This is a genomic window from Ruegeria sp. CL5 (assembly GCF_056536485.1).
Window position 1 is genome coordinate 397,017 of record NZ_JBQFPS010000001.1, and the last position, 24,041, is coordinate 421,057.

Sequence of the window (24,041 nt, forward strand, 5' to 3'; positions counted from 1 at the left end):
ATGTGTGTTTAAATCCCGATGTGAAGGAGCCCTGATTATGAGTAGACGCCTGTTAATCGTTGAAGATGACCAAGACACACGGGACTTCATTGCCAAAGGGTTTGGCGAAGAAGGGTACGTTGTCGAAGTTGCATCAGACGGCCGCGAAGGGTTGTACCACGCCACCGATGGCGGATTTGACGCAGTCGTGCTGGATCGAATGTTGCCAGGCTTGGACGGGTTGTCGCTGATCAAATCAATGCGTGCAGCCGGGGTAAAAACACCTGTGCTGATGCTAACCGCCATGAGCGCGGTCGACGAACGCGTTAAAGGCCTGCGTGCTGGCGCTGACGACTATTTGGTCAAACCATTTTCGTTCCAGGAGCTCCACGCTCGGATCGAGGCGCTGCTGCGCCGTCCACAAGAGTCAGAAGAAACCCCTTCCCTCGCCTGCCGCGATCTTGAGATGGATTTGTTGACCCGCAAAGTCACGCGCAGTGGCCGGGAAATCACTCTAACCCCGCGCGAATTTCAGATTCTGGAGTTCTTTCTGCGGCGCAAGAACCGAGTCGTCTCGCGCACCATGTTGCTAGAAGGGGTGTGGGATTATCATTTTGATCCGAACACCAATGTAGTCGACGTGCATATCTCGAAGCTTCGCCGCCAACTCGATGAAGACGGGGCCGACCCGATTATTGAAACGGTCCGTGGGGCCGGTTACATGGTTTCGGATGGATAACCTGCGCCTGTCGCTCAAAAATTCACGTACGCGGCTGGTTCTGGCCAGTATGGTTCTCAGCACGTTGCTAACAGCGGCGGTGCTTGCGATGGTCTATGTGACTGCCAACCGCACGATTACGGGCGAAACGCGCTCGGTCGTGTCGGCTGAGCTCACCGGATTGGCGGATGAATATGAACGGCGCGGCATGATCGGTTTGATCACTGCGATCGAGAGGCGATTGCCAACAGCGGCCGAGCGCGATGCGTTGTATCTGTTAACCGGTCGGCAGGGTACAAAGCTGGCGGGAAATTTATCTCATTGGCCCGAAGGAATCACAGCGGGCAGTGGGTGGGTCGATCTGCAGTTGCGCAAAGGGGATACCGATCAACACGTTCCGATTTCTGCTGCTTCCATCAGACTGCCGGGTGGTGAAAGATTGCTGGTTGGGCGAGATGCGCTGGCAAGACAGCAATTTGATCGTGTTCTTCTTCGCTCGGTAGCTCTGGCACTGGCGACCGCGCTTGCGCTTAGCCTGTTGACCGGTTGGTTGCTAACTCGGCTTGTGTTCTCGCGGCTAAAGGATATTGCCGACACCGCCGACAATATCGTTTCAGGCGATCTGGCCCTGCGCATGCCCTTGCGCGGAACAGGTGACGAATTCGACCAAGTTGCAGGCACTTTGAACAACATGCTTGATCGCATCGAAGAGCTGATCAGCAACCTGCGCACAACTTCCAACTCAATCGCCCATGACCTGCGCTCGCCCCTGTCGCGACTTCGTCAGCGCGTCGAGTCTCTTGCCGAACCCGGAAAAAGCGAACAGGACCGTGATATCGACTTGGCCCGTGCGACTGGGGAAATTGATCATCTGCTGCGCGTCCTTAGCCAATTGACCGAGATCTCGCGGGCAGAAGCCGGTTTGGGGCGCGAGCAGTTCGAGCCGGTTAATTTGCCGCAACTGGTCGGTGATGTGGTTGAATTGTATGAACCTGTCGCTTCTGATCAGAATATCCGTCTTGAAGTTGTTGGTAACGCCGAACCGATCCAGGGTCACCGCCCACTTCTCTCTCAGGCATTGTCAAACCTGCTCGAAAACGCGATGCGCTATGCGCCTCCCGGCACTGCGATCACCATCGAAATCCGGGAAGATGAGGATTATGCATTGCTTAGCGTCCGTGATCGTGGCCCCGGTGTACCGGAAAACGATCTGTCCCGGTTGCAGATGCCCTTCGTCACACTTGATCCCGCACGGACTGGGCGTAATGCGGGGCTAGGTCTCGCACTTGTAGCGGCCATCTCGCATATGCACGGGGGCAGCTTTCAGGCGCGGAACCGCAAGCCCGGTCTGGAGACGATTCTGAGGCTTTCACGCAAGTTTTAATAATTGAATTTCAAGCCGCAAGTCATTGTGATATATAACTAAAGAACTGCAGGTAGAGAGGCATATCCGTGAAAGCGAATGCGCCCACCATGCACCCTAGGTCCCTGAACCTGGTAATCGGGATACCGGTTCAGCAATCGCCCTAACGCCACGCGACCTTCAAGCCGCGCCAGTGTCAGGCCAACGCAAACATGCGGCCCACCTGCGAACGCCAGATGCCGGTTCGGTTTGCGCGTGATGTCAAAACGCACGGGGTCGGCAAAGACCTCCGGATCGCGGTTCGCCGCACCGATACAGAGGTGCAGGTTCGTTCCTTTGACGATCAGATGTCCCCCGATCTCAACCTCAGCCGTGGTTTCCCTGTTGCCAAACTGATTGGGGGACCGAAAGCGCAAGACCTCCTCGACTGTCGAAGCGATCAGGTCAGGATTATCCAGCAGGCGTTTGCGTTGTGCCGGGTGGTCGTTCAGCAATGCCAACCCATTGCCGATCAGATTGGTGGTGGTCTCATGGCCGGCGTTTAGGATGAAGATACAATTCTGTAACAGCTCAATTTCGCTTAATTTTTCATCTGCACCCTCACCTCGGATCAGGCGGGTCAAAACATCAATCTCAGGATCACCCGGTTTTGCACGGCGACGGGCAACGAGGTCCTGAAGGTAGGCTTTGAACTCACATACCGCGCTGTGGCCTATTTCCAGCTGAGTGTCCGTCAAAGCGGGTTCCAAAGCACCAAGAATAGCTAAAGACCAATTCCTTAGCGGTGCACGTTCATCCATAGGGACGTCCAGCAGATTACCAATGATCTGGATCGGAATCGTCGATGCAAAATCCTCAATCAGATCCACCTGTGCTTTGCCTTCCATATCGTCGAGCAATACATCAACAGTTTCGATCAAACCCGGCTCCATCCGCGCAATTGCGCGCGGCGTCAGGGCCGAGGTCATGATTTTGCGCACCCGTGTGTGGAGCGGCGGGTCAGAGAACACCAGCGACGTTGTGTGATGCTCGAACAACGGCGAACCAACTCCAAATTTAGGACCAAACGCCGCCTCTTTGTCCGAAGAGTAGAGCGTCGTGTTGCGATAAATCGCATCCAGATCTGCATGACGAGACAACAGTACGGAACCATCTGGTTGACGCAGTATCGGTGCGTATTCGAGCAAAGCATCGTAAAAGGGAAATGGGTCATCGACAAACCCCTCAGGTGGGTTTGTCAGGTCCAGATTTTGCGCAATACTCTCTAGACTTATGTCGTTCATGCTTCGCCCCCCTGACGTTTGGGTAGCGGAATAGACTGCAGCAAACAACCTTGTCGGATGACAGGCCACGTCGGACCGGATAAGACAAGGCATGTCTGACCCGATTTCATCAATCCGCAATCTTGGCCCAGCGTTCGAACAGGCCTGCGCACGGGTGGGAATTATGACAGCTCAGCAGTTACGCGATCTTGGTGCTGATGAGGCATATGCTCGCCTGTTGCAGGCCGGAACCCGCCCGCATTTCATCGGCTATTATGTCTTAGTCATGGGCTTGCAAGGGCGCCCATGGAATGACTGTAGAGGCGAGGAAAAGAAGGCGTTGCGTGAACGGTTCGATGCGATCAAGTCCAGCACCAGTCGGGCGCCTGAAAGCCAGTTGATTTCAGATCTGGATGCCGTTGGCGTGCGTGTATCGGCAAGTGACCTCAAACCTGTCTAAGAACAAAAAAGGCCGCGCCCAACAAGGGCACGGCCTAAAACTTTGATCTGACGACAGATTAGCCGACCAGCTCGATGCCCGAGAAGAAGTAGGCGATCTCAACCGCAGCAGTTTCCGGAGCGTCCGAACCGTGAACCGAGTTTTCGCCAACCGACTCGGCGAACTCGGCGCGGATGGTGCCGGGTGCAGCGTCAGCGGGGTTGGTCGCACCCATAACTTCACGGTTCTTCGCAATTGCTCCTTCGCCTTCCAGAACCTGGACAACAACCGGTGCCGACGACATGAATTCGCACAGTTCGTCATAGAACGGACGCTCAGCATGGACGTCGTAGAACTTGCCTGCTTGGGCTTTGGTCATGTGGATGCGCTTTTGCGCAACGATGCGCAGGCCAGCTTCTTCGAACTTGGCATTGATCTTGCCAGTCAGATTGCGGCGGGTTGCATCGGGCTTGATGATCGAGAATGTGCGTTCCAGTGCCATATTGGCCTCTCCTTGACTTAAGGGCGCAAAACCTGCGCCGAAATCCATCGCGCGCCGCCTAGCATGGTATTTGCCTCATGAAAAGCGTTATGATCGTTTATCGTTCAGATCGCCTCAGGCAGTGGGTCGGTACGATCCAACCGTCGGACATAGAGCACTGCCAGCAATCCAACAAAGCTGCTGCCGCACATCATGCTCAATACAAGAAAAGGCCCGTTTTCAGGACTCACAAAAGTTCCGGTCATCATGGTCAAGACTGCACCCAGTGCCACGATCAGTGCGCCTGACAGGCCGGCAGCACTGCCTGCCAGTTTCGGGCGCACCGACATGACGCCAGCCGAGGCATTTGCATTGGTCAGACCATTTCCGAAACCAACGCAGATGGCGGAACCAAAAAATACCCAGACCGAGCCCATGTTGCCGATGAACAGCAGCAATCCGCAGAACGGCCCAACCGACGCCACGATCCGACCGAATAGGATCATTGTGGTGAGTTGAGTGCGCTTTGCGATGCGCCCGGTGACAAAGTTGCCGACCATAAAACCGCCCGTGATGATCCCGATCCCAAGGCCCAGCATGGCGGGGCTGAGATCAAACCAGGCCGCAGCGACTAGCGGTGCGCCGGTGATGAAACTGAAAAAACCGCCGATAGAGAACGCAGCGCATAAGGCGTAGCCCCAGAACCTGCGTGCGCGAAACAGATGAGGGTATTCGCGCAGTTGCGCGGCGAAGGTTGAGGATCGGTTGGTGTTGGTTTCACCCATGTCGAACCACAACAGCAGCAGTACCCCTGCTCCAAGAAACGAATACATTACGAACCCGGCGCGCCAACCGAACAGCATGTCCAGCGCACCGCCCAGCATCGGTCCAAGCATCGGTGCCAGCGCCATCGCCATCGCGACATAGCCCAGTTTACTGGCTGCTTCATTTGGGGGGTATCGGTCGCGGATCGAAGCGCTCGACAGAACCGGCCCGGCCACCACCGCCGCCTGAACCATCCGAAACGCAAGGAATGCCCAGATCGAGTCTGCCAGCACGCACCCGATTGATGCGACAACAAATATTGTCATCGCGATCAGCAGTACCGGTCGACGCCCGTAACGATCCGACAGCGGCCCGACGATCAACTGCAAGACCGCCGAGACACATAGATACCCGGCCACAGATACGTTCATCAGGCCATAATCCACACCAAAATCTTCGCTCATATGCGCCAGCGACGGCAGGAACATGTTCAGTGTCAGAACCGAGAGTGCCGTTGCAAAGATCAGCGTTATCAGGGTCGGAGGTGATTGAGCCGTACGCATATTGAAACCGTTTGGAAGACGAACCGGAACAGCGCTAACACATTGCTTCTGGCTTGAACATGGCGACCTCTGGCGGCGTCTTGGATGCTCTGATAAGAGCGCGTCATGCTACGGATTGAGAACATAAATTATGCCGTTGAAGGCCGTCCCCTGTTCGACGGGGCCAGTGCGACCATTCCCGACGGCCACAAGGTCGGCCTTGTCGGGCGCAATGGTACCGGAAAGACGACGCTCTTCCGGTTGATCCGTGGTGAGCTGTCGCTGGAATCAGGCAATATCTCGTTACCGAAACGCGCGCGGATCGGCGGCGTGGCGCAGGAGGTGCCGTCGTCGGATGTCTCGCTAATCAACACCGTTCTGGCAGCGGATGTCGAACGAAGTTCATTGATGGCCGAAGCTGACAGCGCGACCGACCCGGATCGGATTGCTGAGATTCAAACACGTCTGACTGATATCGACGCTTGGTCGGCTGAAGCGCGCGCGGCCTCGATCCTCAAAGGACTGGGCTTTGACGATGAAGATCAGCTGAAGCCCTGTTCGGATTTCTCGGGTGGGTGGCGCATGCGGGTGGCGCTGGCCGCGGTGCTATTTTCGCAGCCAGATCTGCTGCTGCTGGACGAACCGACCAACTATCTGGACCTCGAAGGTGCGCTGTGGCTGGAAAGCTATCTGGCGAAATACCCACATACTGTCATCATCATCAGCCACGACCGTGGGCTTCTAAATCGTGCGGTGGGCTCAATTCTGCATCTCGAAGACCGCAAGCTGACATATTATGCGGTTCCCTATGACAAGTTTGCCGAACGCCGCGCCGAACGTCTGGCGCAGGCAGAATCCGAGAATGCCAAGGCCAAGGCGCGCATCGCACATCTGCAAAGTTTCGTGGATCGCTTCCGTTACAAAGCCTCAAAGGCGGTTCAGGCCCAATCTCGCCTCAAGATGATCGAACGCATCCAACTGGTCTCAACCCCACAAGAGGCAGCTTTGCGCGCCTTTTCCTTCCCCGAGCCGGAAGAGCTGTCGCCCCCGATCATCCAGCTTGAGGGCGGTGTGACTGGCTATGGCGAGACCGAGGTTCTGCGACGACTGAACCTACGCATTGATCAGGACGATCGCATCGCTTTGCTGGGCAAGAACGGTCAAGGCAAGTCGACCCTTTCGAAACTGCTGTCCGACCGACTGCCCCTGATGGCGGGAAAAATGACCCGCAGTTCCAAGCTGCGCATCGGCTATTTCGCACAGCATCAGGTGGATGAGCTGCATGTGGACGAAACGCCTTTGGATCACCTGCGCCGCCTGCGCCCGAATGAGGCACCCGGCAAGTGGCGCTCGCGCCTGGCAGGGTTCGGGTTGAATTCGGATCAGGCGGAAACGCTGGTCGGTCGTCTGTCGGGTGGGCAAAAGGCGCGTTTGTCACTGCTGATCGCTACGATAGATGCGCCGCATATGCTGATCCTCGACGAACCGACCAACCACTTGGACATCGAAAGCCGCGAGGCGTTGGTTGAGGCGCTGACAGCCTATTCCGGCGCGGTTATCTTGGTCAGCCACGACATGCATCTACTGTCGCTTGTCGCTGACCGGCTATGGCTGGTCTCGGATGGCAACGTGAAGCCCTTCGACGGCGATCTTGAGGCCTATCGCTCCCTTCTGTTGTCCCGCGAAAAACCGGTAAAAGAGAAGCCACAGACCGCCAAACCCAAACGTGCATCACGCGAGACGGTATTGGCGCTGCGCGCAGATCTGCGCAAATGTGAAGATCGGGTCGAGAAACTCACGGATATGCACGACAAGCTATCGGCCAAGCTGGCGGATCCGGCGCTCTATGAAGACGACCGGATCAACGATCTGGAAACCTGGAACCGCAAGTTCGCCGAGGTGGTCGAGGCCATGCAAAAGGCTGAGGCCCTTTGGGTTGCCGCCGCAGAACGCTTGGAACAGGCAGAGAGCGCAGCATGATCGACATGGCCTTTTTCATAACTGCTTTCACCACGATGTTCGTGGTGATCGACCCGTTCGGCACTACGCCGGTCTTTGTTGCTTTGACACAGGACATGGATGCCGCAACGCGCCGTAAGATTGCCATTCGCAGTTGCTTGACCGCCGTTTTCATCCTGATCGTCTTCGCCGCGTTTGGTGAGGCGGTTCTGGGCTTTATTGGTATCTCGATGCCTGCGTTCAAAGTGGCCGGCGGCGCATTGTTGTTCCTGACCGCGCTCGACATGCTGTTCGAGCGGCGCAACAAGCGGCGCGAGAACCGTGCGGAAGAGGAAGAGCATCCTGACCCGTCGGTGTTCCCGTTGGCCATTCCTCTGATCGCCGGACCAGGCTCGATCGCAACTATCATTCTGTTGGCCGGACAGAACCCCGGCATTCAAGGGATCGCAGCCGCCTGTGCCGTCATGCTGGGCGTCATGCTGGTTGTTTTTGTGTTCTTTCTGGCCGGAGGTCTGATTGCTCGCATCTTGGGCAAAACCGGGTTGAACGTACTGACACGGCTGCTGGGTATGCTGCTGGCCGCACTATCGGTTCAGTTCATTCTAGATGGCCTTAAAGCCTTTGGTTTCGCCTCCTGAGGCACCATATTGGCATCAGACAACTGTATTCGGGTGATTGAATGGATGGCGAAGATTTTGGGCGATTGACCTATCTGGTTCTGCTGGGAGCCGCCCTGTTGATGTGGTTTTTCACTCAGAACCGCCAGTCATTGGGCAAAACCATGCAGCAGGTCGCGGCTTGGGTGTTCATCTTTATCGGCGTTATCGCCGTAGTCGGGCTGTGGGATGACATCCGCTCGACCGTCAGCCCTACCCCACAACTGACCGTGACCGATCAGAGGATCGAAGTGCCCCGCTCGTATGATGGACACTACTATTTGCCGATGCTTGTGAATGGCAAAGCCGTGACCTTTCTGGTCGATACCGGGGCCAGCAATATCGTCATTAGTCCGAAAGATGCCGAACGAATTGGAATCGATACGGATCAATTGAACTATCTGGGCCGCGCTTCGACGGCCAATGGCATCGTGCGTACGGCTCCGATTCGGCTGGACAGCCTGTCTCTGGGCCCGATCACGGATCGCAATATCCCGGCCTCGGTCAATGAGGGCGACCTGGATCAATCCCTGCTGGGGATGGAATATCTGCATCGGTTCTCGAATATCCAGTTTGCTGACGGACGCCTGATTTTGTCGCGCTGACGGCAATCCTCAATTGAGAACAAATTGGGAACATGCTAGTTTGATAAGCATGTCCACCCATCTTCTTGGCCGCAAGCCCGCGCGCACCCCGCCCGGGGTGGCCCTGCACCCACAGATCAGCCTGCAACTGGCCCGTGTGCACGAGGCCTGCGGCCCTGCCCGGCGCAGTTTTGCCCTGTGGGTGGCGAGGCAAACTCAGGGTCCGGTAATGTGGATTGCCCCGGCGTGGGAGGTCGCCCAGCTGCATCCCGAAGGCATGTTACCTTTTGCCGACCCGTCCCGGTTTCTGCTGATCCGCCCTGATAAACCCGAAGACCTATTGTGGTGCATGGAAGAAGCCTTGCGCAGTGGCGCCGCGCCCGTGGTTATCGGCGACCTGCCCGGCCCGCCGGGTCTGACCCCTGTTCGGCGGTTGCATCTGGCCGCCGAACAGGGTGGCACATCGGGTCAGGCCCCTCTGGGACTGTTGCTGACACCTGACGATGGCGGCGCGCAGGGGATCGAGACGCGCTGGCATATGGAGCCGACTTATCGGGACGAGGCCTGCAATTGGCGCCTGACCCGCCGCCGTGCCCGCGCCCTGCCCCCGGCCAGTTGGCACGTGACGCGGACGGCCCCACATTTCGGCCTGAAGTTACAACAGATCAAAACCGAAGACGCACCCACGTTCACATAACTTGTGACTGGTCAAAGCAGAACTTGCACCCTAGCGTGCCCGCATGACACATCCGATCCATGACAGCCGATACTCCTGGCTTCGCCTGCTGATCACTCTGGCGATCGCAACGGTGGTCAATGTGGGTATGTGGGCTGTGGTTGTCGTGATGCCCGCCATCGAGGCCGATTTTGGAGCAGGCAGAGCTGCCGCATCGATGCCCTATACGCTCACCATGATCGGTTTTGCCTTTGGCAACATGTGGCTTGGCAAGCTGGTGGATAATCTGGGCGTGACAAAGGCTCTGATCGGGGCCGCCCTCTTAAGCGCATTAAGCTATTTGCTGGCTACCCTTGCACCGAACATTGCCCTCCTTTCAGTCGCGCATCTGTTGCTGGGTCTTGGAACATCGATCGGGTTTGGACCACTGATCGCCGATATCTCGCATTGGTTCATGCGCAGGCGCGGGATTGCCGTGGCGCTGGTGGCCAGCGGCAACTATCTGTCAGGTGCAATCTGGCCCACGCTGTTATCGGGCATTCTACAGCGCGAAGGATGGCAACAGGTTTACCTGAGCCTCGCCCTAATCACTCTGGTCGTTGTCATACCCCTGTCACTGCTCTTGCGTCGCCAAGTTCCGGTCGAAGCGCACAGCACCGCAGCAGCAGCAGCACAGATCAAGGCTCAGAGCATCGGCTTTTCACCCCGCGCCCTGCAATACATCCTCGGGCTGGCTGGTATCGGCTGCTGCGTGGCAATGTCGATGCCACAGGTCCATATCGTGTCCTATTGCATCGGCCTCGGCTACGGCCCAGCGGTAGGGGCTGAAATGCTGTCACTGATGCTACTGGGAGGTGTGGTCAGCCGAATAATCTCGGGGCTGGTTGCGGACCAATTGGGTGGACTTTCCACGCTGCTGATCGGCTCGACCCTGCAATGTATCGCATTGTTCCTGTTTCTGCCCTACGACGGAATGGTTTCGCTATACGTTGTCAGCATGCTGTTTGGATTGGCGCAGGGTGGTATCGTTCCCAGCTATGCTTTGGTTGTGCGCGAATACATGCCGCCACAAGAGGCCGGCGCGCGCGTCGGCTTAGTCTTGATGATGACCATTCTGGGCATGGCACTGGGCGGCTGGATGTCCGGCTGGATCTACGATGTAACCGGCAACTACCAACTCGCCTTTATCAATGGCATCGTTTGGAATGGCATGAACATCGCCATCCTGCTGATGCTCTTGAAACGCTCAAGGCCACGCGGCGACACAGCATTGGCATGACCGACCTCACGCGCCGCACACTCATCGCTGGCCTTGCGGCTCTACCGTTCGCGCGCGACGCTCATGCAGCACTCACCCCGTACGTTCTGGCAACGGCGCGCAGCTCGGTTGAATTTACCTACACTCTGTCTGGCACAGCACAAACAGGTACGATGCCAGTTCAGACGGCGCAGATTCTAATCGACACGAGACGCCTTCAAAACAGTAGGGTCGATGTTGTGATGGACGTGGCCCGAGCTCGTACGAAATTGCCCTTTGCGCGCGGTCCAATGCTAGGCAGCAGCGTGTTGAACGCCGCCCGACATCCAACCATTCGGTTCGTCACGACCAAAATTCAACTTGGACCCACGGGTCGCATCTCGGAAGGCGCGACAGTAACGGGGGATCTGACAGTGCGTGATGTAACCCGTCCCGTAACGCTGAAGGCTGATCTTTATCGAAGACCAGGCAGCGCAGTGGATGAACTGGACATCCTGTTCATAAAGTTGGTGGGCGCGCTTAATCGGCACGAATTTGGTGCCTCAGGCTATCCTGATCTGGTACAGCCAATGATTGGTTTAAACATCCGAGCCGAAATCATTCGACAGGATTAGCCAAGGAACGCCAAAAAACGACGCTAAGGTGTCGAATAGACACGCGCAATTCGTGACAATAAAGACAAGCTGCCCCCATCATGCGTACTATCATTTCATTTGCCGCACTTTTTCTTTCGGTCATACTATTGCAACTGTCGACCGGTGGTGTTGGGCCATTGGATGCGATCTCGGGCCTGACACTGAACTTTTCGACAGAACAGATCGGTCTGTTGGGGTCTTCGCATTTCCTCGGCTTTTTCATTGGCTGCTGGTGGGCACCACGCCTGATGGGAAGCGTCGGACACTCGCGCGCATTTGCCGTTTGCACCGCCTTGGGTGCCATGGGTCTGTTGGGACACACGCTGACCGAGAACCCCTATGTCTGGGCCATCCTACGGATCGCGTCGGGCACTTGCGTTGCCGGGTGCTACACGGTGATTGAGGCGTGGCTAAATGCAAAGGTTACAAATGAATCTCGTGGACGTGTGATGGGTAGCTATCGCATCGCGGATCTGGGCGCCTCGCTTTGCGCGCAGTTGATCATCGCGGTTCTGCCTCCGGCATCCTATGTTTCATATAATCTTCTGGCCATCTTATGCTGCGCATCGCTACTGCCTCTGACGCTAACACGCGCGAGCCAACCCAAAACCCCGGACGCACCACGCTTACGGCCCCGGCTGGCGTGGCAAAACTCACCGCTTGCAGTGGCCGGGGTGATCGTCGCAGCCCTAAGCTCGGCCTCATTTCGAATGGTCGGCCCGGTTTACGGTCAGGAGGTGGGGCTGGCTGTCGATCAGATTGCGTTCTTTCTGGCCTCATTCGTTCTGGGCGGCGCACTAGCGCAGTACCCGCTGGGCTGGCTGGCCGACAAATATGACCGACGCTGGGTGTTGATCTGGTTATCGGCCGCAGCGGTCTTAAGTTGCGGCATCACAATGTTGGCCAGCGGAACCGGCACTGTCGGCGTCATGCTGACAGCCGGTTTTTTCGGCCTGACCACATTCCCGATCTTCTCGGTTTCATCAGCCCATGCGAATGACTTTGCCACTACCGAACAACGCGTAGAACTGGCCGCAGCACTGATGTTCTGGTACGCACTAGGCGCGATTGCCTCACCATACATCTCATCCACGTTGATCCAGCAGTTCGGCCCTGGCGCCCTATTTGCCTTCGTGGCTCTGGGTCATGCATTCCTGATCGTGTTTGGCCTTGCCCGCATGCGCTCGCGCCCAACGCCCGACGAACGGACAAATTACGTCTATGCGCCGCGTACTTCGTTTACGATTGGCAGATTGCTGAAAGGTTCGCGTGAGAAGTACTAAACGCGATTTCAGTGTGAATTACACAGAGTCGCAAAACCCGGCCTTTTGCTAACCGCCGACATACTGTAGACGGGCGCGCAGACAGTTATCTGGAAACGCAAAATGGCTCGGATTCTCATCACCTCGGCGATCCCTTATATCAACGGGATCAAACACCTCGGCAATCTGATCGGCTCGCAGTTGCCCGCCGATCTATACGCGCGCTATCTGCGTGGTCGGGGGAATGAGGTCATGTTCCTGTGCGCAACCGACGAACACGGCACCCCTGCGGAACTGGCTGCGGCGAAAGCGGGCAAACCCGTCGCGGAATATTGCGCCGATATGTATGCGGTGCAGGCAGACATCGCCAAACGCTTTGATCTGAGTTTTGACCACTTTGGCCGTTCATCCAGCGATCAGAACCGTAACCTGACCCAGCACTTCGCAGGCAAACTGGATGAGGCCGGGCTGATCCGCGAGGTCAGCGAGAAGCAGGTTTATTCAAACGCCGACGGCAGGTTTCTACCTGACCGTTATATCGAGGGTACATGCCCCAATTGCGGCTATGATCGCGCGCGTGGTGATCAGTGCGAGAATTGCACCAAACAGTTGGACCCGACCGACCTGATCGAGCCCCGCTCAGCGATTTCCGGTTCGACTGATTTAGAGGTGCGCGAGACCAAGCACCTGTATCTGCGCCAATCCGCTATGAAGGATCAGTTGGATGCGTGGATTGACAGCAAGACTGACTGGCCGATCCTGACCACCTCGATTGCAAAGAAATGGTTGCATGATGGCGACGGTCTGCAGGACCGCGGGATCACCCGCGATCTGGATTGGGGTGTTCCGGTTAAGAAAGGCGATCAGGACTGGCCTGGAATGGAAGGCAAGGTCTTCTACGTCTGGTTCGACGCGCCCATCGAATACATCGCCTGCGCAAAGGAATGGGCAGATGCCAACGGTAAGTCCGATGCCGAGTGGGAGCGATGGTGGCGCACCGACAAAGGCGCGGATGACGTGCGGTACGTCCAGTTCATGGGCAAAGACAATGTGCCGTTCCACACGCTCAGCTTCCCGGCTACCATTCTGGGATCAGGCGAGCCGTGGAAGATGGTCGATCACCTGAAATCTTTCAACTATCTGAACTATGACGGCGGCCAGTTCTCAACCTCACAAGGGCGCGGCGTGTTCATGGATCAGGCGCTGGAGCTACTGCCTGCCGACTACTGGCGCTGGTGGCTGCTAAGCCATGCGCCGGAAAGCAGCGACAGCGAGTTCACCTGGGAAAACTTCCAGCAATCGGTCAACAAGGACCTCGCTGACGTTCTGGGCAACTTTGTCAGCCGGATCACCAAGTTCTGCCGCTCCAAGTTCGGTGAGGCCGTTCCGGGTGATGGTGAATATGGTGAGCATGAGCAAACGCTTATCACAGAACTGACCCGACGCATCCGTGCCTATGAAGGCCACATGGAAGCAATGGAAGTGCGTAAATCTGCGCAGGAGTTGCGGGCGATCTGGGTCGCAGGCAACGAATACCTGCAGGCCGCGGCCCCCTGGTCAACTTTCAAGGAAGACCCGGCGCTGGCTGCGGTTCAAGTCAGGCTGGGGCTGAACTTGATCCGACTCTATGCGGTTCTGAGCGCGCCGTTTATTCCTGAAACTTCGGCAAAAATGCTTAGCGCGATGAACACGCTGGACACCAGCTGGCCTGATGACGTCGACGCCGCACTGCGTGCCCTACCCGCAGGCCACGACTTCACGGTTCCCGATGTGCTGTTCGCCAAGGTGACCGATGAGCAACGTGAAGACTGGCAGAATCGCTTCGCCGGGACGCGTAAGTAACAACAAATCTTCATCTGTGAATGAAGCGGCAGAGGGCTGAGCAATCCTCTGTCGTGTTTTATTCAGGGGACCCAACGGCCCTAAAAAGATGCCCTTTCCTCTGCAAATCTGCTGTTGACGCAAGCTAAGTCCGCCAATTGGAAAGAAATTTTTTACCATCTGAACTTCGCAGGAAGTCTCAACATGCTTGAGAAACTGCGCCAAACCCGCCATCCTGCCTGAAACATCACTCGACTCGTCCGCGCATATCTGATGCCCGGGCGCATTATCTTTAGTTTGAACGAGGCGCCATCATGTCCTTTGCATTTAAAAAGCCCACATACCGCCGCCGCGGATATTTCAGGACAATAGGCGCATCTCTCGGTGTAATCGCATGGTCCATCCTTCCGCACTCAGTTATGGCACAGGATCAGTCAGCCGCCCCCGCGCCAAAGGTCTCGATCGCGGCGGCCTATACAGAAGAGATTACTGATCAGGCGACGTTTATTGGGCGGGCCGAGGCCATCGACAAGGTCGACATCGTCGCGCGCGTCAGCGGGTTTCTGGACAGTCAGAACGTAGATGACGGCGCCCCCGTGTCTAAAGATGACTTGCTGTTCACGATCGAACCAGACCTTTACCAAGCAACTCTGGAAGCGCGCAAAGCTGATCTTGACCGCGCCGAGGCCAACCTTGAACTGGCCAAAGTCGATCTGGCACGTAAGGAAGAACTGTACAAGCGAGACGCCACACCCGAATCCGAACGTGATATCGCACGTGCCAACGAATTGGTTGCGGAAGCCGAGGTAAAAGCTGCGAATGCGGCCATCCAGCAGGCCGAGCTTGATCTCAGCTATACCCAGATTCACGCGCCATTTTCTGGTCGGATCGGTCGGGTCGAAATTAGTGTTGGCGACGTCGTCGGCCCCAATAATCCACCCCTCGTCACGCTGGTTAGCGAGGCCCCCATCTACGTGAATTTTTCATTGAACGAGAAACAGTTCACCTCGGTTCTTGAACAAATTGGTGAAGATCCAGCGACCCTGGCAGAAAGCAACAAAAGTCCAAACGTCCATGTGACCTTGCCGAATGGAACCGCACTGGATGAGACAGGCGAAATCATTTTTGTAGATAACCGCATTGACCCGTTGACTGGTGCGATCACCCTCACAGCTCAGTTCGAAAATGCCAAACGTCTGCTTGTCGATGGCGCGTTCGTAAACGTCCAGATCGAAGCGTTGGAGCCAACGCTGCAGGTCTTGATCCCTCAAGCGGCCCTGCAACGTGACCAACGCGGGGAATTCGTATTGGTCGTCAATGACAAACAGATGGTCGAGCAGCGCTACATCACAACCGGAGACCCCGTCGACTCGGCCATTATCGTAACGGATGGTCTGCGTGAGGGCGAAAGTGTGATCGTCGAAGGTCTGCAGCGCGTTCGTCCCGGCGTCGCCGTCGATGCCGTTGTCGCCTCTGAGCAGCCAGGAGAATAACAGATGTTCTCTGCCCTGTTCATCAGCCGGCCCAAGCTGGCGCTTGTAATTTCGCTGGTCCTGACCATCTTGGGCGGGATCGGTTATATGGTTCTGCCGGTTGCGCAATTCCCTGATATCACGCCTCCGGTTGTCAGTGTAACCGCCACCTATACCGGCGCGAATGCCGAAACTGTCGAGAACACCGTAGCCGCGCCAATCGAGGCGCAGGTCAACGGCGTGGACGACATGATCTATATGACGTCAACTTCGTCAGATAACGGTTCTTATTCTCTGAATGTAACGTTTGAAGTTGGCACCGATCCTGATATTGCATCGGTCAACGTGCAGAACCGCGTCGCGCAGGCCATGGCCTCGTTGCCGAGCGAAGTGACCTCATCGGGCGTGGTAACCCAAAAAGCGTCAACAAACATGCTGCTGCTGGTCACGCTGACCTCGCCCAATGGCACGTATGACAGCGTGTTTCTTTCGAACTATGCCTCGATCAACCTGAAAGACGCGCTGGCACGCGTTCAGGGCGTAGGTAAGGCGGATGTTCTGACCAATCTGGAATACGCGATGCGGATATGGATGGATCCGGATAAGATGGCCGCGCTGTCGATCACTCCGGGTGATGTCATAAACGCAATCCGCGAGCAGAATATCGAAGTATCGGCTGGATCGATTGGATCACCGCCTGTTCCAGAAGGGCAAACCTTTCAATACACGATCAAGACCAAAGGCCGCCTGACCTCTGCTGATGAGTTCGGAGATATCGTTATCCGCACCGGGGATGCAGGCGCGATTGTACGTGTCAAAGACATCGCTCGCACAGAGCTTGGTGCGCAGTTTTATTCAGCTTCGGGTTATTTTCAAAGCGTTCCGGCAACGGTTATCGGTATCTATCAGGCCCCCGGCGCGAACGCGCTTGCGGTTTCCGAACGTGTTGAAGCCGAGCTAGACCGTCTGTCCCGAGCCTTTCCGTCGGATGTAGAATATGCCGTTCCGTTCAACACGACAGACTTTGTGGAACAATCGCTCAATGACGTGGTGTCAACACTGATCCTGACATTCATACTCGTGATTACGGTCGTGTTCATATTCCTTGGCAGTTGGCGCGCGACTATTATTCCCGCGGTGGCAATTCCCGTCTCACTGATTGGAACATTCGCATTCCTTCTGGCATTCGGCATGTCGCTCAACACGATCTCACTATTTGCGCTGGTGCTAGCCATCGGCATCGTGGTGGATGACGCCATTGTCGTAGTTGAAAATGTCGAGCGTATCATCGCGGATGAGGGGCTGCCTCCTGCCGAAGCGACACGCAAAGCGATGGGCCAAATCACCGGTCCGGTGATTGCGACAACCCTGGTTTTGCTGGCAGTGTTCGTACCCGTCACCTTTATGCCTGGTATTTCAGGGCGGCTTTATTCTCAGTTCGCGGTCACGATCTCGACCGCTGTCGTGATCTCATCGATCAACGCCCTGACATTGTCTCCGGCCTTGTGTGGATTGGTTCTGAAGGCACGCTCTGGTCCCCCAACCGGGTTGCTGGCTATGTTTGAAGGGTTCATCGGTTCGATGCGCAACGGATATACCGCAATCGTACGAAAATTGCTGATCCTGCCGGTGATTTCACTGGGCATCATCGCGGCCTTCGCTGCCGGTACAGGGTCCATCATGGGTGTCACCTCGAAAGGGTTTATTCCGCTTGAGGATAATGGCTATCTGTTTGTCGACATCCAACTGCCCGACGCCGCAACGCTGGAACGCACCGAAACTGTCTCGGCACGTCTGGATGCGCAGATTCAAGATATCCCCGGTGTCGCGAGCACCGTTCTGGTGAACGGGTTCTCGCTGCTTAACGGCACGACGACAAACGGAGCGGCCATTTTCGTCAACCTCACCAACTGGGAGGAGCGGCAAGAACCTGATCTGAGCGCCGATGCCATTCTGGGCAAAGTTCTGGCGATTGCAAACCAGGAATCCGCAGCGTCGATTGTGGCGTTCAACCCACCGCCCATTCAGGGCTTGGGCATGTCCGCCGGCGTCGAAATGGAGGTACAGCAAACCGGAGGTGGATCGCCGCAGGATCTGGCGTCAGCAGTGGGCTCATATGTCTATGCCGCGAACCAGAGGCCTGAAATCGCACAGGCCTACACCACTTTCCGCGCAAACGTCCCGCAGCTTTTCGTTGATCTGGACCGGGAAAAGGCCAAGACGCTGCAGGTCTCGGTGGCCGAGATCTTCCAGACCATGCAGGCGCAGCTTGGTTCATATTACGTTAACGACTTTAACCTGTTTGGTCGTGTTTACCGCGTCATGATCCAGGCCGAAGGCTCGTACCGGAACAAGGTTGAGGATATCTCGGACCTCTATGTACGTTCCACCAAAGGCGAGATGGTGCCGTTGGGCACATTGATCGACGTCGAGAACGTACTGGGCCCGGTTCTGCTGAAACGGCACAATCTGTTCCGTTCTGCGACTGTGACCGCAGTTCCAGCGGCCGGACTGTCAACCGGTGACGCCATCACCGCTATGACCGAAGAATCGGCGACCGCCCTGCCCCCCGGTTACGCCTTTGAATGGACAGGGACCGCGCAGCAGCAGCTGGCGTCGGGCAACTTGGTTGTCGTGATCCTCGGGCTGGCGATCTTGTTCGGATACCTGTTCCTTGTCGGCCAATATGAAAGTTGGACGATGCCCGTTTCGATCCTGATGTCGGTGACCGTAGCCTTGTTCGGTGCCGTCGCAGCGGTGGCAATCGTGGGCAGCGACATCAACCTCTACACGCAGATCGGGATGATCATGCTGGTCGGGCTTGCGTCAAAGAACGGGATTCTCATCGTCGAATTTGCGATGGAACAAAGGGCCAAGGGGCTGTCCGTCAAAGACGCCGCGGTCGAGGCTGCTTTCCAGCGGTTCCGCGCCGTGATGATGACCGCATTGTCCTTCCTGTTGGGCGTGGTTCCATTGCTGGCAGCGAACGGTGCCGGAGCGGCCAGCCAGAAGGCCATCGGTGTGGCCGTGTTTGGCGGTATGCTTGCTGCGACACTGTTCGGCGTCATTCTGGTTCCCGTCCTTTATGCCGTTATGCAAAGCATGCGAGAATGGATCAAAGGGAGCAAGAATGATCCAGGACCGTCAGAGGAAACCGCGTAAAAACGGCACCAAAACGAAAACGCCCCGCAGAACAGCGGGGCGTTTTTTCGTGTGAAGCGACTGGTTGTTGCGTTACCGATTTGTCATCCAGTCATCGAGCCGATCAATCTGCTCGGGGCTTAGTCGTAGACCCAACTTATTGCGGCGCCATACAACGTCCTCGGCGGTGCGCGCGTATTCCTTGTCCATCAACCAAACAAGTTCGGTCTCGGTCAGGGTCGCCCCAAAATCCTCGCCCAAATCGGTCTGATCTTTGGCCGCCCCCAGAATGTCCCAAGCTTCGGTGCCGTAGGCCCGGACCAGCCTATGCGCCCATGCTTCTGTAAGGAAAGGATAGTCCGTTTGCACCTGCCGAACTAAATCCGGCGCACCATAAACGGGGAAATCTCCTCCGGGCAGCGATACTCCGGCAGTCCACGGCCCTGCAAGATCTGGGAAGTACTCTCCGATCTTCTCCAGCGCGCTTTCCGCGAGGCGCCGGTATGTGGTGATTTTGCCGCCAAAGACATTCAGAACCGGAGCGCCGCCTGTGGCATCAACCTTCAGCGTATAGTCTCGGGTCGCTGCGGTGGCACTGCTTGCGCCGTCGTCATAAAGTGGACGCACGCCAGAATAGGTCCAGACGATATCAGCACGAGTCACCGGTTTCTTAAAATACTTAGTGGCAAATGCGCATAAGTACTCCTGCTCGGCCTCGGTGCAAACTGGCCGCTCCGATGGATCAGAATGATCCTGATCTGTGGTGCCAATCAGGGTAAAATCCTGCTCGTAAGGAATGGCAAAGATGATGCGCCCATCCTCACCCTGAAAGAAGTAGCATTTGTCGTGATCAAACAGTTTGGGCGTCACGATATGACTGCCCCGCACCAACCGGACCCCTTCGCGTGAATTTATGTGGATCTTGGTCTGAATGATATCGCCCACCCACGGGCCACCTGCATTGATCAACATCTTTGCCAGAATTGTCTCAGTCTCACCGCTCTGCTGATCACGGATCGTGATATGCCACATGTCATCAACACGCCTGGCCGCAAGAACTTCGGTCCGAACCCTGATCTTCGCGCCCCTTGCCTCAGCGTCACGGGCGTTCAGAACCACCAGCCGAGAATCTTCGACCCAGCAATCCGAGTATTCGTAGGCTGTTTCGAACTTGTCTTGCAAAGGCGCGCCCTCAGGCACAGAGCGCAGGTTCAACGCGCGCGTTCCCGGCAGGATTTTGCGGCCGCCAAGATTATCGTACAAAAACAAACCCAACCGGATCAGCCAGGCCGGGCGTCGCCCACGCATCCATGGCATCACCGTACTCAGCAATCGCGAGGTTGGCGTCTCAGAATCAAAACGCATATCGGCGTGATACGGTAACACGAAACGCATCGGCCAACTGATATGCGGCATCGCGCGCAGCAGCGTTTCCCGCTCTATCAGAGCTTCGCGGACCAAACGGAACTCAAAAAATTCCAAATACCTTAGCCCACCATGGAACAGTTTGGTCGACGCCGAGGAGGTGGCAGACGCCAGATCGTTCATCTCTGCCAAAGTGACAGACAATCCCCGCCCCGCAGCGTCCCTTGCAATTCCGCACCCGTTGATGCCGCCACCGATTATGAAAAGATCGGTTACCTGACTGCTGTCTGATGACATATCCAAACGATTCCCCAAAAGTGGCAGTTTCGATGGCATTAGCATCACAACACTTCGTATCGTCAACATAACTTTTCGTAAATGTTCGGTTGCAATCAAAATTCTCGAAATTTTTGCAATAACTGCACAATAAGTCTTGTCAGTTTCAAAAAATAGAACAAAAACGAACTATCCCAAGCGCAGAGCTGATCTATGTCACTATCCTTCCGTCAATCAGACATTCTTGAAATCGCCAATGTCGAAGGTCGCGTTACCGTCGACGGGCTGGCCGAACGCTTTCAGGTGACGGTTCAGACCATCCGCCGCGACCTGTCCGAGTTATCAGATGCAGGAAAACTGGACAGGGTGCACGGAGGGGCCGTTCTGCGTTCGGGCGTGTCCAATATTGGTTACGAAGACCGGCGTGCCCTGAACCATGAGGCCAAGATTCGCATCGCCGAACGTTGCGCAGCAGATATTCCGGAAGGCAGCTCGATCTTTATGAATATCGGCACCTCGACCGAGGCCGTCGCACGACAGTTGCTCGACCACAAGAATCTGATGGTCGTAACCAACAACATGAACGTGGCCAATATCCTTATAGAGAACCCGGATTGTCAGATTGTCGTTGCAGGTGGTGTTCTGCGCCGATCGGATAGCGGGCTGGTAGGCAATCTGGCAGTTTCAACCATCCGGCAATTCAAATTTGATCACGCCATAATTGGATGCTCGGCCTTAGATTTGGACGGAGATTTGATGGATTTTGACCTACAGGAAGTACTGGTCAGCCAAACAATCATTGAACAGGCACGGCAGATCAGCCTCGTCGCTGACAACTCCAAATTCCGCAGAACCGCACCTGCGCGCATAGCGTCATTGGCGGATATTGATACGGTTTATACAGATTCTGACTTCCCTGAAACGCTGGCCCGGAAATGCAATGACTGGCAAACGCAAATTATGGAATGCAAATAGCCCTCTACTGCGCCTTTCGGTTGTCTTTGCTTGCCAGACCACAATCCAGATGACAAAGTCGTGATCAATTGCAATTGGCGCAAGGGGGGGGCGGCAGCGGACCATGATCGCGCTTTTATTTTCGTTACTTACAGTCACAATGGGATTAAATTACTTTGGCCGGACAAACGCCGGAATGGCCCTGTTTCTGATCACTCTGACGTTGAGCGTCTATTGGCTGAAATTCCACGCCACCAGCACATTGACCATTCAGTTGTAGGGAGCGATTCAATGACACCTGAACTGTCTCGCACCCTGAATGCCGTTGGCGCATTTGCTGTCAGCCTCGTACTGGTATTGGCCTACGCCTATCAGTTTTCGCTGAACGAGTTGCCCTGCCCGCTTTGTTTGTTGCAGAGGGTCGGCTTTGTCGCCGTCGGCGTTGGACTTGGGCTGAACCTGCTTTACGGAGCGCGCGCGCGTCACTATGCGCTGATGCTGCTTGCCGCACTTTACGGAGGCAGCGTTTCGATCCGTCAAATCCTGCTGCATATCGTACCAGGCACGGGCCACTATGGCTCTCCCGTTCTAGGACTGCACTACTACACCTGGGCCGCCATCTGCTTTTTTCTGGTCCTTCTGGGAACGGCGATCATGCTGATGTTTGACAGGCAATATGTCAGTGACGCGCAGCAAGGCCCGCGTTTCGGGGGAAGCGGGTTGGCCAAGGCTGCATTTTTCGCGTTGTTGGCTCTGGCGGGGCTAAACGCGATCTCGACCCTGATCGAATGCGGCCCAACCATTTGTGCGGACCCGCCGACCAGTTACAAATTGATTGACGAACTGGGCAACAACAACTGAGGATGGCACAACCTTCCCAACAGGAGGCGCGAGCATGGGACTTTTGGGGCAGCCGCTAGGCTACTATGACTATTTGACATTCGTGGCGCTTATTCTGCTGTTGGCAGCGGTGATGGCGTTGTTTCTGTTTCTCATGGGTCTGCCGGGGCGAATAGCGATCAAACGCAATCACCCGCATGCCGAAGCCGTCAAGATCATGGGATGGATGGGTTTTTTGGCTATAGTCCCGTGGGTGCATGCCTTTATCTGGGCGTTCCATGACGGGGTGACAGTCGACATGCGCCGTGGCCCTGATGAAGAACGCAAAGCGATCCGGGATGAGATCAAGCGTCTGGGCGGCACCGTTAAACCGGAATACCAAGACCCGCTGGACACCGACGAAACCAAGCAAGCCTAACGCCAAAGGAATTCAGCACTCATGTTTGTCGCCCTTGGCATCACGCTGTTCTACATCATTTTTGTCTGGTTCATCTTTTTCAAGATGGAATGGCTGAAATTCAACATCATGTGGGGGATCGTCTCGTTCTGGGTCGGCGCTCATCTGCTGCTGATCTTTTTGGTCGCGCTGCGGTTCTTTCAGCCCTTCTCAGTCGACAGCCACGTTGTGCGGTCCACGATCCAGATCGTTCCGCGCCTGACACAGCCCACAATCCTGTCCGAGGTTCTGGTCGAGCCCAACACATGGGTCACGAAGGGCGATCCGCTGTATAAGTTCGACGACACGGTGTTCTCGCTGGCCGTGGACAAGGCAAATGCCCAGTTGGTGGCGGCACAGCAAAACGCGAAAATTCTCGAACAGGACGTCATCGCTGCAAGCGAAGCGGTTGAGCGTGCAAATGCGCAATTGGCGTATGCCCAAACGGAACAGGCGCGTTACGAAAACCTCGTTCCGGCTGGTGGGGCACGTCAGGACGAACTAGACCGCTGGAACGAACAGGTCGCGGAAGATCAGGCTAAAATCAAAGAGGCTCAGGCCAATCTGGAAAAGGCCAACCTCGCGCTGGATTCACAGATCGACGGGGTGAATACCGGCATTTTGGAGGCTGAGGCACAGCTGGCCGAAGCCGAGTATTTTCTGGACAACACAACGATCTATGCCCCCGAAAATGGCATGATCGTTTCACAACAGGCGCGTCCTGGTATGGTCGTGGGGGAAATTCGTCTGGGTGCCATTGCCAGCTTTGTCACCGAAGAAGACCCCTATATTCTAGCCACCTTCCGCCAGCAGAACCTGAAATTCGTTGAGGTCGGCCAACCGGTAGAAGTTGCGCTGGACCTTTACCCCGGAGAAATTCTGACCGGCAAGGTCGAAGCCGTCTGGTGGGCCACACGTCAAGGCCAATACCTGCCCTCAGGCCGCCTGCCCGGCTTTGAGCTGCCGAAGCTTCCCGGTCGGATCGCTGTTCAAATCTCAGTCGATGTGCCTGAGGGGCACACCTTCCCCGCTGGTGGCCATGCGGCCGTAGCAATCTACACGGGCATGGGTCAAAGTTTTGAGTTTCTGAGGCGCATCAATATCCGCCTCTATTCCTTTGCCAACTTCATCCGGCCGCTGGATATCTGAGGATGCGT

The 24,041-nt window shown here is 56.1% G+C and carries 22 protein-coding genes; 18 read left to right on the forward strand and 4 right to left on the reverse strand.

The window, feature by feature from the left end:
• Positions 1-37: 37 nt before the first annotated feature.
• On the forward strand, positions 38-718 hold the full coding sequence (locus ACR0IU_RS01975; protein WP_010439589.1) for a response regulator transcription factor: 681 nt from the start codon (positions 38-40) through the stop codon (positions 716-718).
• The gene (locus tag ACR0IU_RS01980; RefSeq protein ID WP_480715063.1) at positions 711-2,081 is read left to right on the forward strand and encodes a sensor histidine kinase; all 1,371 of its coding nucleotides are present in this window, start codon (positions 711-713) and stop codon (positions 2,079-2,081) included. Before ACR0IU_RS01975 ends, ACR0IU_RS01980 begins: the two co-directional genes overlap by 8 nt.
• Before the next feature lie 38 nt (positions 2,082-2,119).
• Here ACR0IU_RS01980 and ACR0IU_RS01985 read toward each other — a convergent pair whose 3' ends face one another.
• On the reverse strand, positions 2,120-3,343 hold the full coding sequence (locus ACR0IU_RS01985; RefSeq protein WP_480715064.1) for a cytochrome P450: 1,224 nt from the start codon (positions 3,341-3,343) through the stop codon (positions 2,120-2,122).
• 91 nt (positions 3,344-3,434) lie between these two features.
• Here ACR0IU_RS01985 and ACR0IU_RS01990 point away from each other — a divergent pair, with 91 nt between their 5' ends.
• The gene (locus ACR0IU_RS01990; RefSeq protein ID WP_480715065.1) at positions 3,435-3,782 is read left to right on the forward strand and encodes a TfoX/Sxy family protein; all 348 of its coding nucleotides are present in this window, start codon (positions 3,435-3,437) and stop codon (positions 3,780-3,782) included.
• 58 nt (positions 3,783-3,840) lie between these two features.
• Here ACR0IU_RS01990 and ndk read toward each other — a convergent pair whose 3' ends face one another.
• Both ndk and ACR0IU_RS02000 read right to left on the reverse strand, forming a co-directional pair.
• Positions 3,841-4,263, reverse strand: coding sequence for a nucleoside-diphosphate kinase (ndk, locus tag ACR0IU_RS01995; RefSeq protein ID WP_008757405.1), 423 nt, complete (start codon positions 4,261-4,263; stop codon positions 3,841-3,843).
• Positions 4,264-4,367: 104 nt separating this feature from the next.
• On the reverse strand, positions 4,368-5,570 hold the full coding sequence (locus ACR0IU_RS02000) for a multidrug effflux MFS transporter (protein ID WP_480715066.1): 1,203 nt from the start codon (positions 5,568-5,570) through the stop codon (positions 4,368-4,370).
• A gap of 105 nt (positions 5,571-5,675) precedes the next feature.
• Here ACR0IU_RS02000 and ACR0IU_RS02005 point away from each other — a divergent pair, with 105 nt between their 5' ends.
• From ACR0IU_RS02005 to ACR0IU_RS02050, 10 genes are all read left to right on the forward strand, one after another.
• On the forward strand, positions 5,676-7,529 hold the full coding sequence (locus ACR0IU_RS02005) for an ABC-F family ATP-binding cassette domain-containing protein (protein WP_480715067.1): 1,854 nt from the start codon (positions 5,676-5,678) through the stop codon (positions 7,527-7,529).
• Positions 7,526-8,146 (forward strand): MarC family protein, encoded by a 621-nt coding sequence (locus ACR0IU_RS02010; RefSeq protein ID WP_170770555.1) that lies wholly within the window; start codon positions 7,526-7,528, stop codon positions 8,144-8,146. Before ACR0IU_RS02005 ends, ACR0IU_RS02010 begins: the two co-directional genes overlap by 4 nt.
• A gap of 41 nt (positions 8,147-8,187) precedes the next feature.
• Positions 8,188-8,769, forward strand: coding sequence for a TIGR02281 family clan AA aspartic protease (locus tag ACR0IU_RS02015; protein ID WP_170469630.1), 582 nt, complete (start codon positions 8,188-8,190; stop codon positions 8,767-8,769).
• Between the two features lie 49 nt (positions 8,770-8,818).
• A complete protein-coding gene (locus ACR0IU_RS02020; RefSeq protein WP_480715068.1) occupies positions 8,819-9,445 on the forward strand; it encodes an ImuA family protein in 627 nt (208 codons plus the stop codon).
• 43 nt (positions 9,446-9,488) lie between these two features.
• Positions 9,489-10,703 carry an MFS transporter gene (locus ACR0IU_RS02025; protein WP_480715069.1) on the forward strand — a complete coding sequence of 405 codons (1,215 nt, stop codon included), beginning with the start codon at positions 9,489-9,491 and terminating at the stop codon, positions 10,701-10,703.
• The gene (locus tag ACR0IU_RS02030; RefSeq protein WP_480715070.1) at positions 10,700-11,296 is read left to right on the forward strand and encodes a YceI family protein; all 597 of its coding nucleotides are present in this window, start codon (positions 10,700-10,702) and stop codon (positions 11,294-11,296) included. The genes ACR0IU_RS02025 and ACR0IU_RS02030 overlap by 4 nt, the downstream gene beginning before the upstream one ends.
• Positions 11,297-11,376: 80 nt before the next feature.
• Complete coding sequence (locus ACR0IU_RS02035) at positions 11,377-12,600, forward strand: MFS transporter (RefSeq protein ID WP_480715071.1); 1,224 nt, start codon at positions 11,377-11,379, stop codon at positions 12,598-12,600.
• Between the two features lie 102 nt (positions 12,601-12,702).
• A complete protein-coding gene (gene metG, locus ACR0IU_RS02040; RefSeq protein ID WP_480715072.1) occupies positions 12,703-14,421 on the forward strand; it encodes a methionine--tRNA ligase in 1,719 nt (572 codons plus the stop codon).
• 398 nt (positions 14,422-14,819) lie between these two features.
• The gene (locus ACR0IU_RS02045) at positions 14,820-15,893 is read left to right on the forward strand and encodes an efflux RND transporter periplasmic adaptor subunit (protein WP_480715073.1); all 1,074 of its coding nucleotides are present in this window, start codon (positions 14,820-14,822) and stop codon (positions 15,891-15,893) included.
• Between the two features lie 3 nt (positions 15,894-15,896).
• Entirely contained in the window at positions 15,897-19,034 is a 3,138-nt protein-coding gene (locus ACR0IU_RS02050; protein ID WP_170778915.1) for an efflux RND transporter permease subunit, read from the forward strand.
• 72 nt (positions 19,035-19,106) lie between these two features.
• Here the strand turns inward: ACR0IU_RS02050 and glpD are convergent, their stop codons facing one another.
• The gene (gene glpD / locus ACR0IU_RS02055) at positions 19,107-20,675 is read right to left on the reverse strand and encodes a glycerol-3-phosphate dehydrogenase (RefSeq protein WP_480715074.1); all 1,569 of its coding nucleotides are present in this window, start codon (positions 20,673-20,675) and stop codon (positions 19,107-19,109) included.
• A 192-nt stretch (positions 20,676-20,867) separates the two neighbouring features.
• Between glpD and ACR0IU_RS02060 the strand changes: the two genes are divergently transcribed.
• The 5 genes from ACR0IU_RS02060 to ACR0IU_RS02080 all read left to right on the forward strand — a co-directional run bounded on the left by ACR0IU_RS02060 (position 20,868) and on the right by ACR0IU_RS02080 (position 24,033).
• Positions 20,868-21,629, forward strand: a complete 762-nt coding sequence (locus tag ACR0IU_RS02060; protein ID WP_480715075.1) for a DeoR/GlpR family DNA-binding transcription regulator — start codon at positions 20,868-20,870, stop codon at positions 21,627-21,629.
• Between the two features lie 103 nt (positions 21,630-21,732).
• Entirely contained in the window at positions 21,733-21,888 is a 156-nt protein-coding gene (locus ACR0IU_RS02065) for a DUF5993 family protein (RefSeq protein WP_480715076.1), read from the forward strand.
• An 11-nt stretch (positions 21,889-21,899) separates the two neighbouring features.
• Positions 21,900-22,469: a disulfide bond formation protein B gene (locus ACR0IU_RS02070; RefSeq protein WP_480715077.1), complete on the forward strand. Its 570-nt coding sequence runs from the start codon at positions 21,900-21,902 to the stop codon at positions 22,467-22,469.
• Between the two features lie 34 nt (positions 22,470-22,503).
• Positions 22,504-22,866 (forward strand): DUF3302 domain-containing protein, encoded by a 363-nt coding sequence (locus tag ACR0IU_RS02075; protein WP_170421206.1) that lies wholly within the window; start codon positions 22,504-22,506, stop codon positions 22,864-22,866.
• Between the two features lie 21 nt (positions 22,867-22,887).
• Positions 22,888-24,033 (forward strand): HlyD family secretion protein, encoded by a 1,146-nt coding sequence (locus ACR0IU_RS02080; protein ID WP_170770539.1) that lies wholly within the window; start codon positions 22,888-22,890, stop codon positions 24,031-24,033.
• Positions 24,034-24,041: the final 8 nt, after the last annotated feature.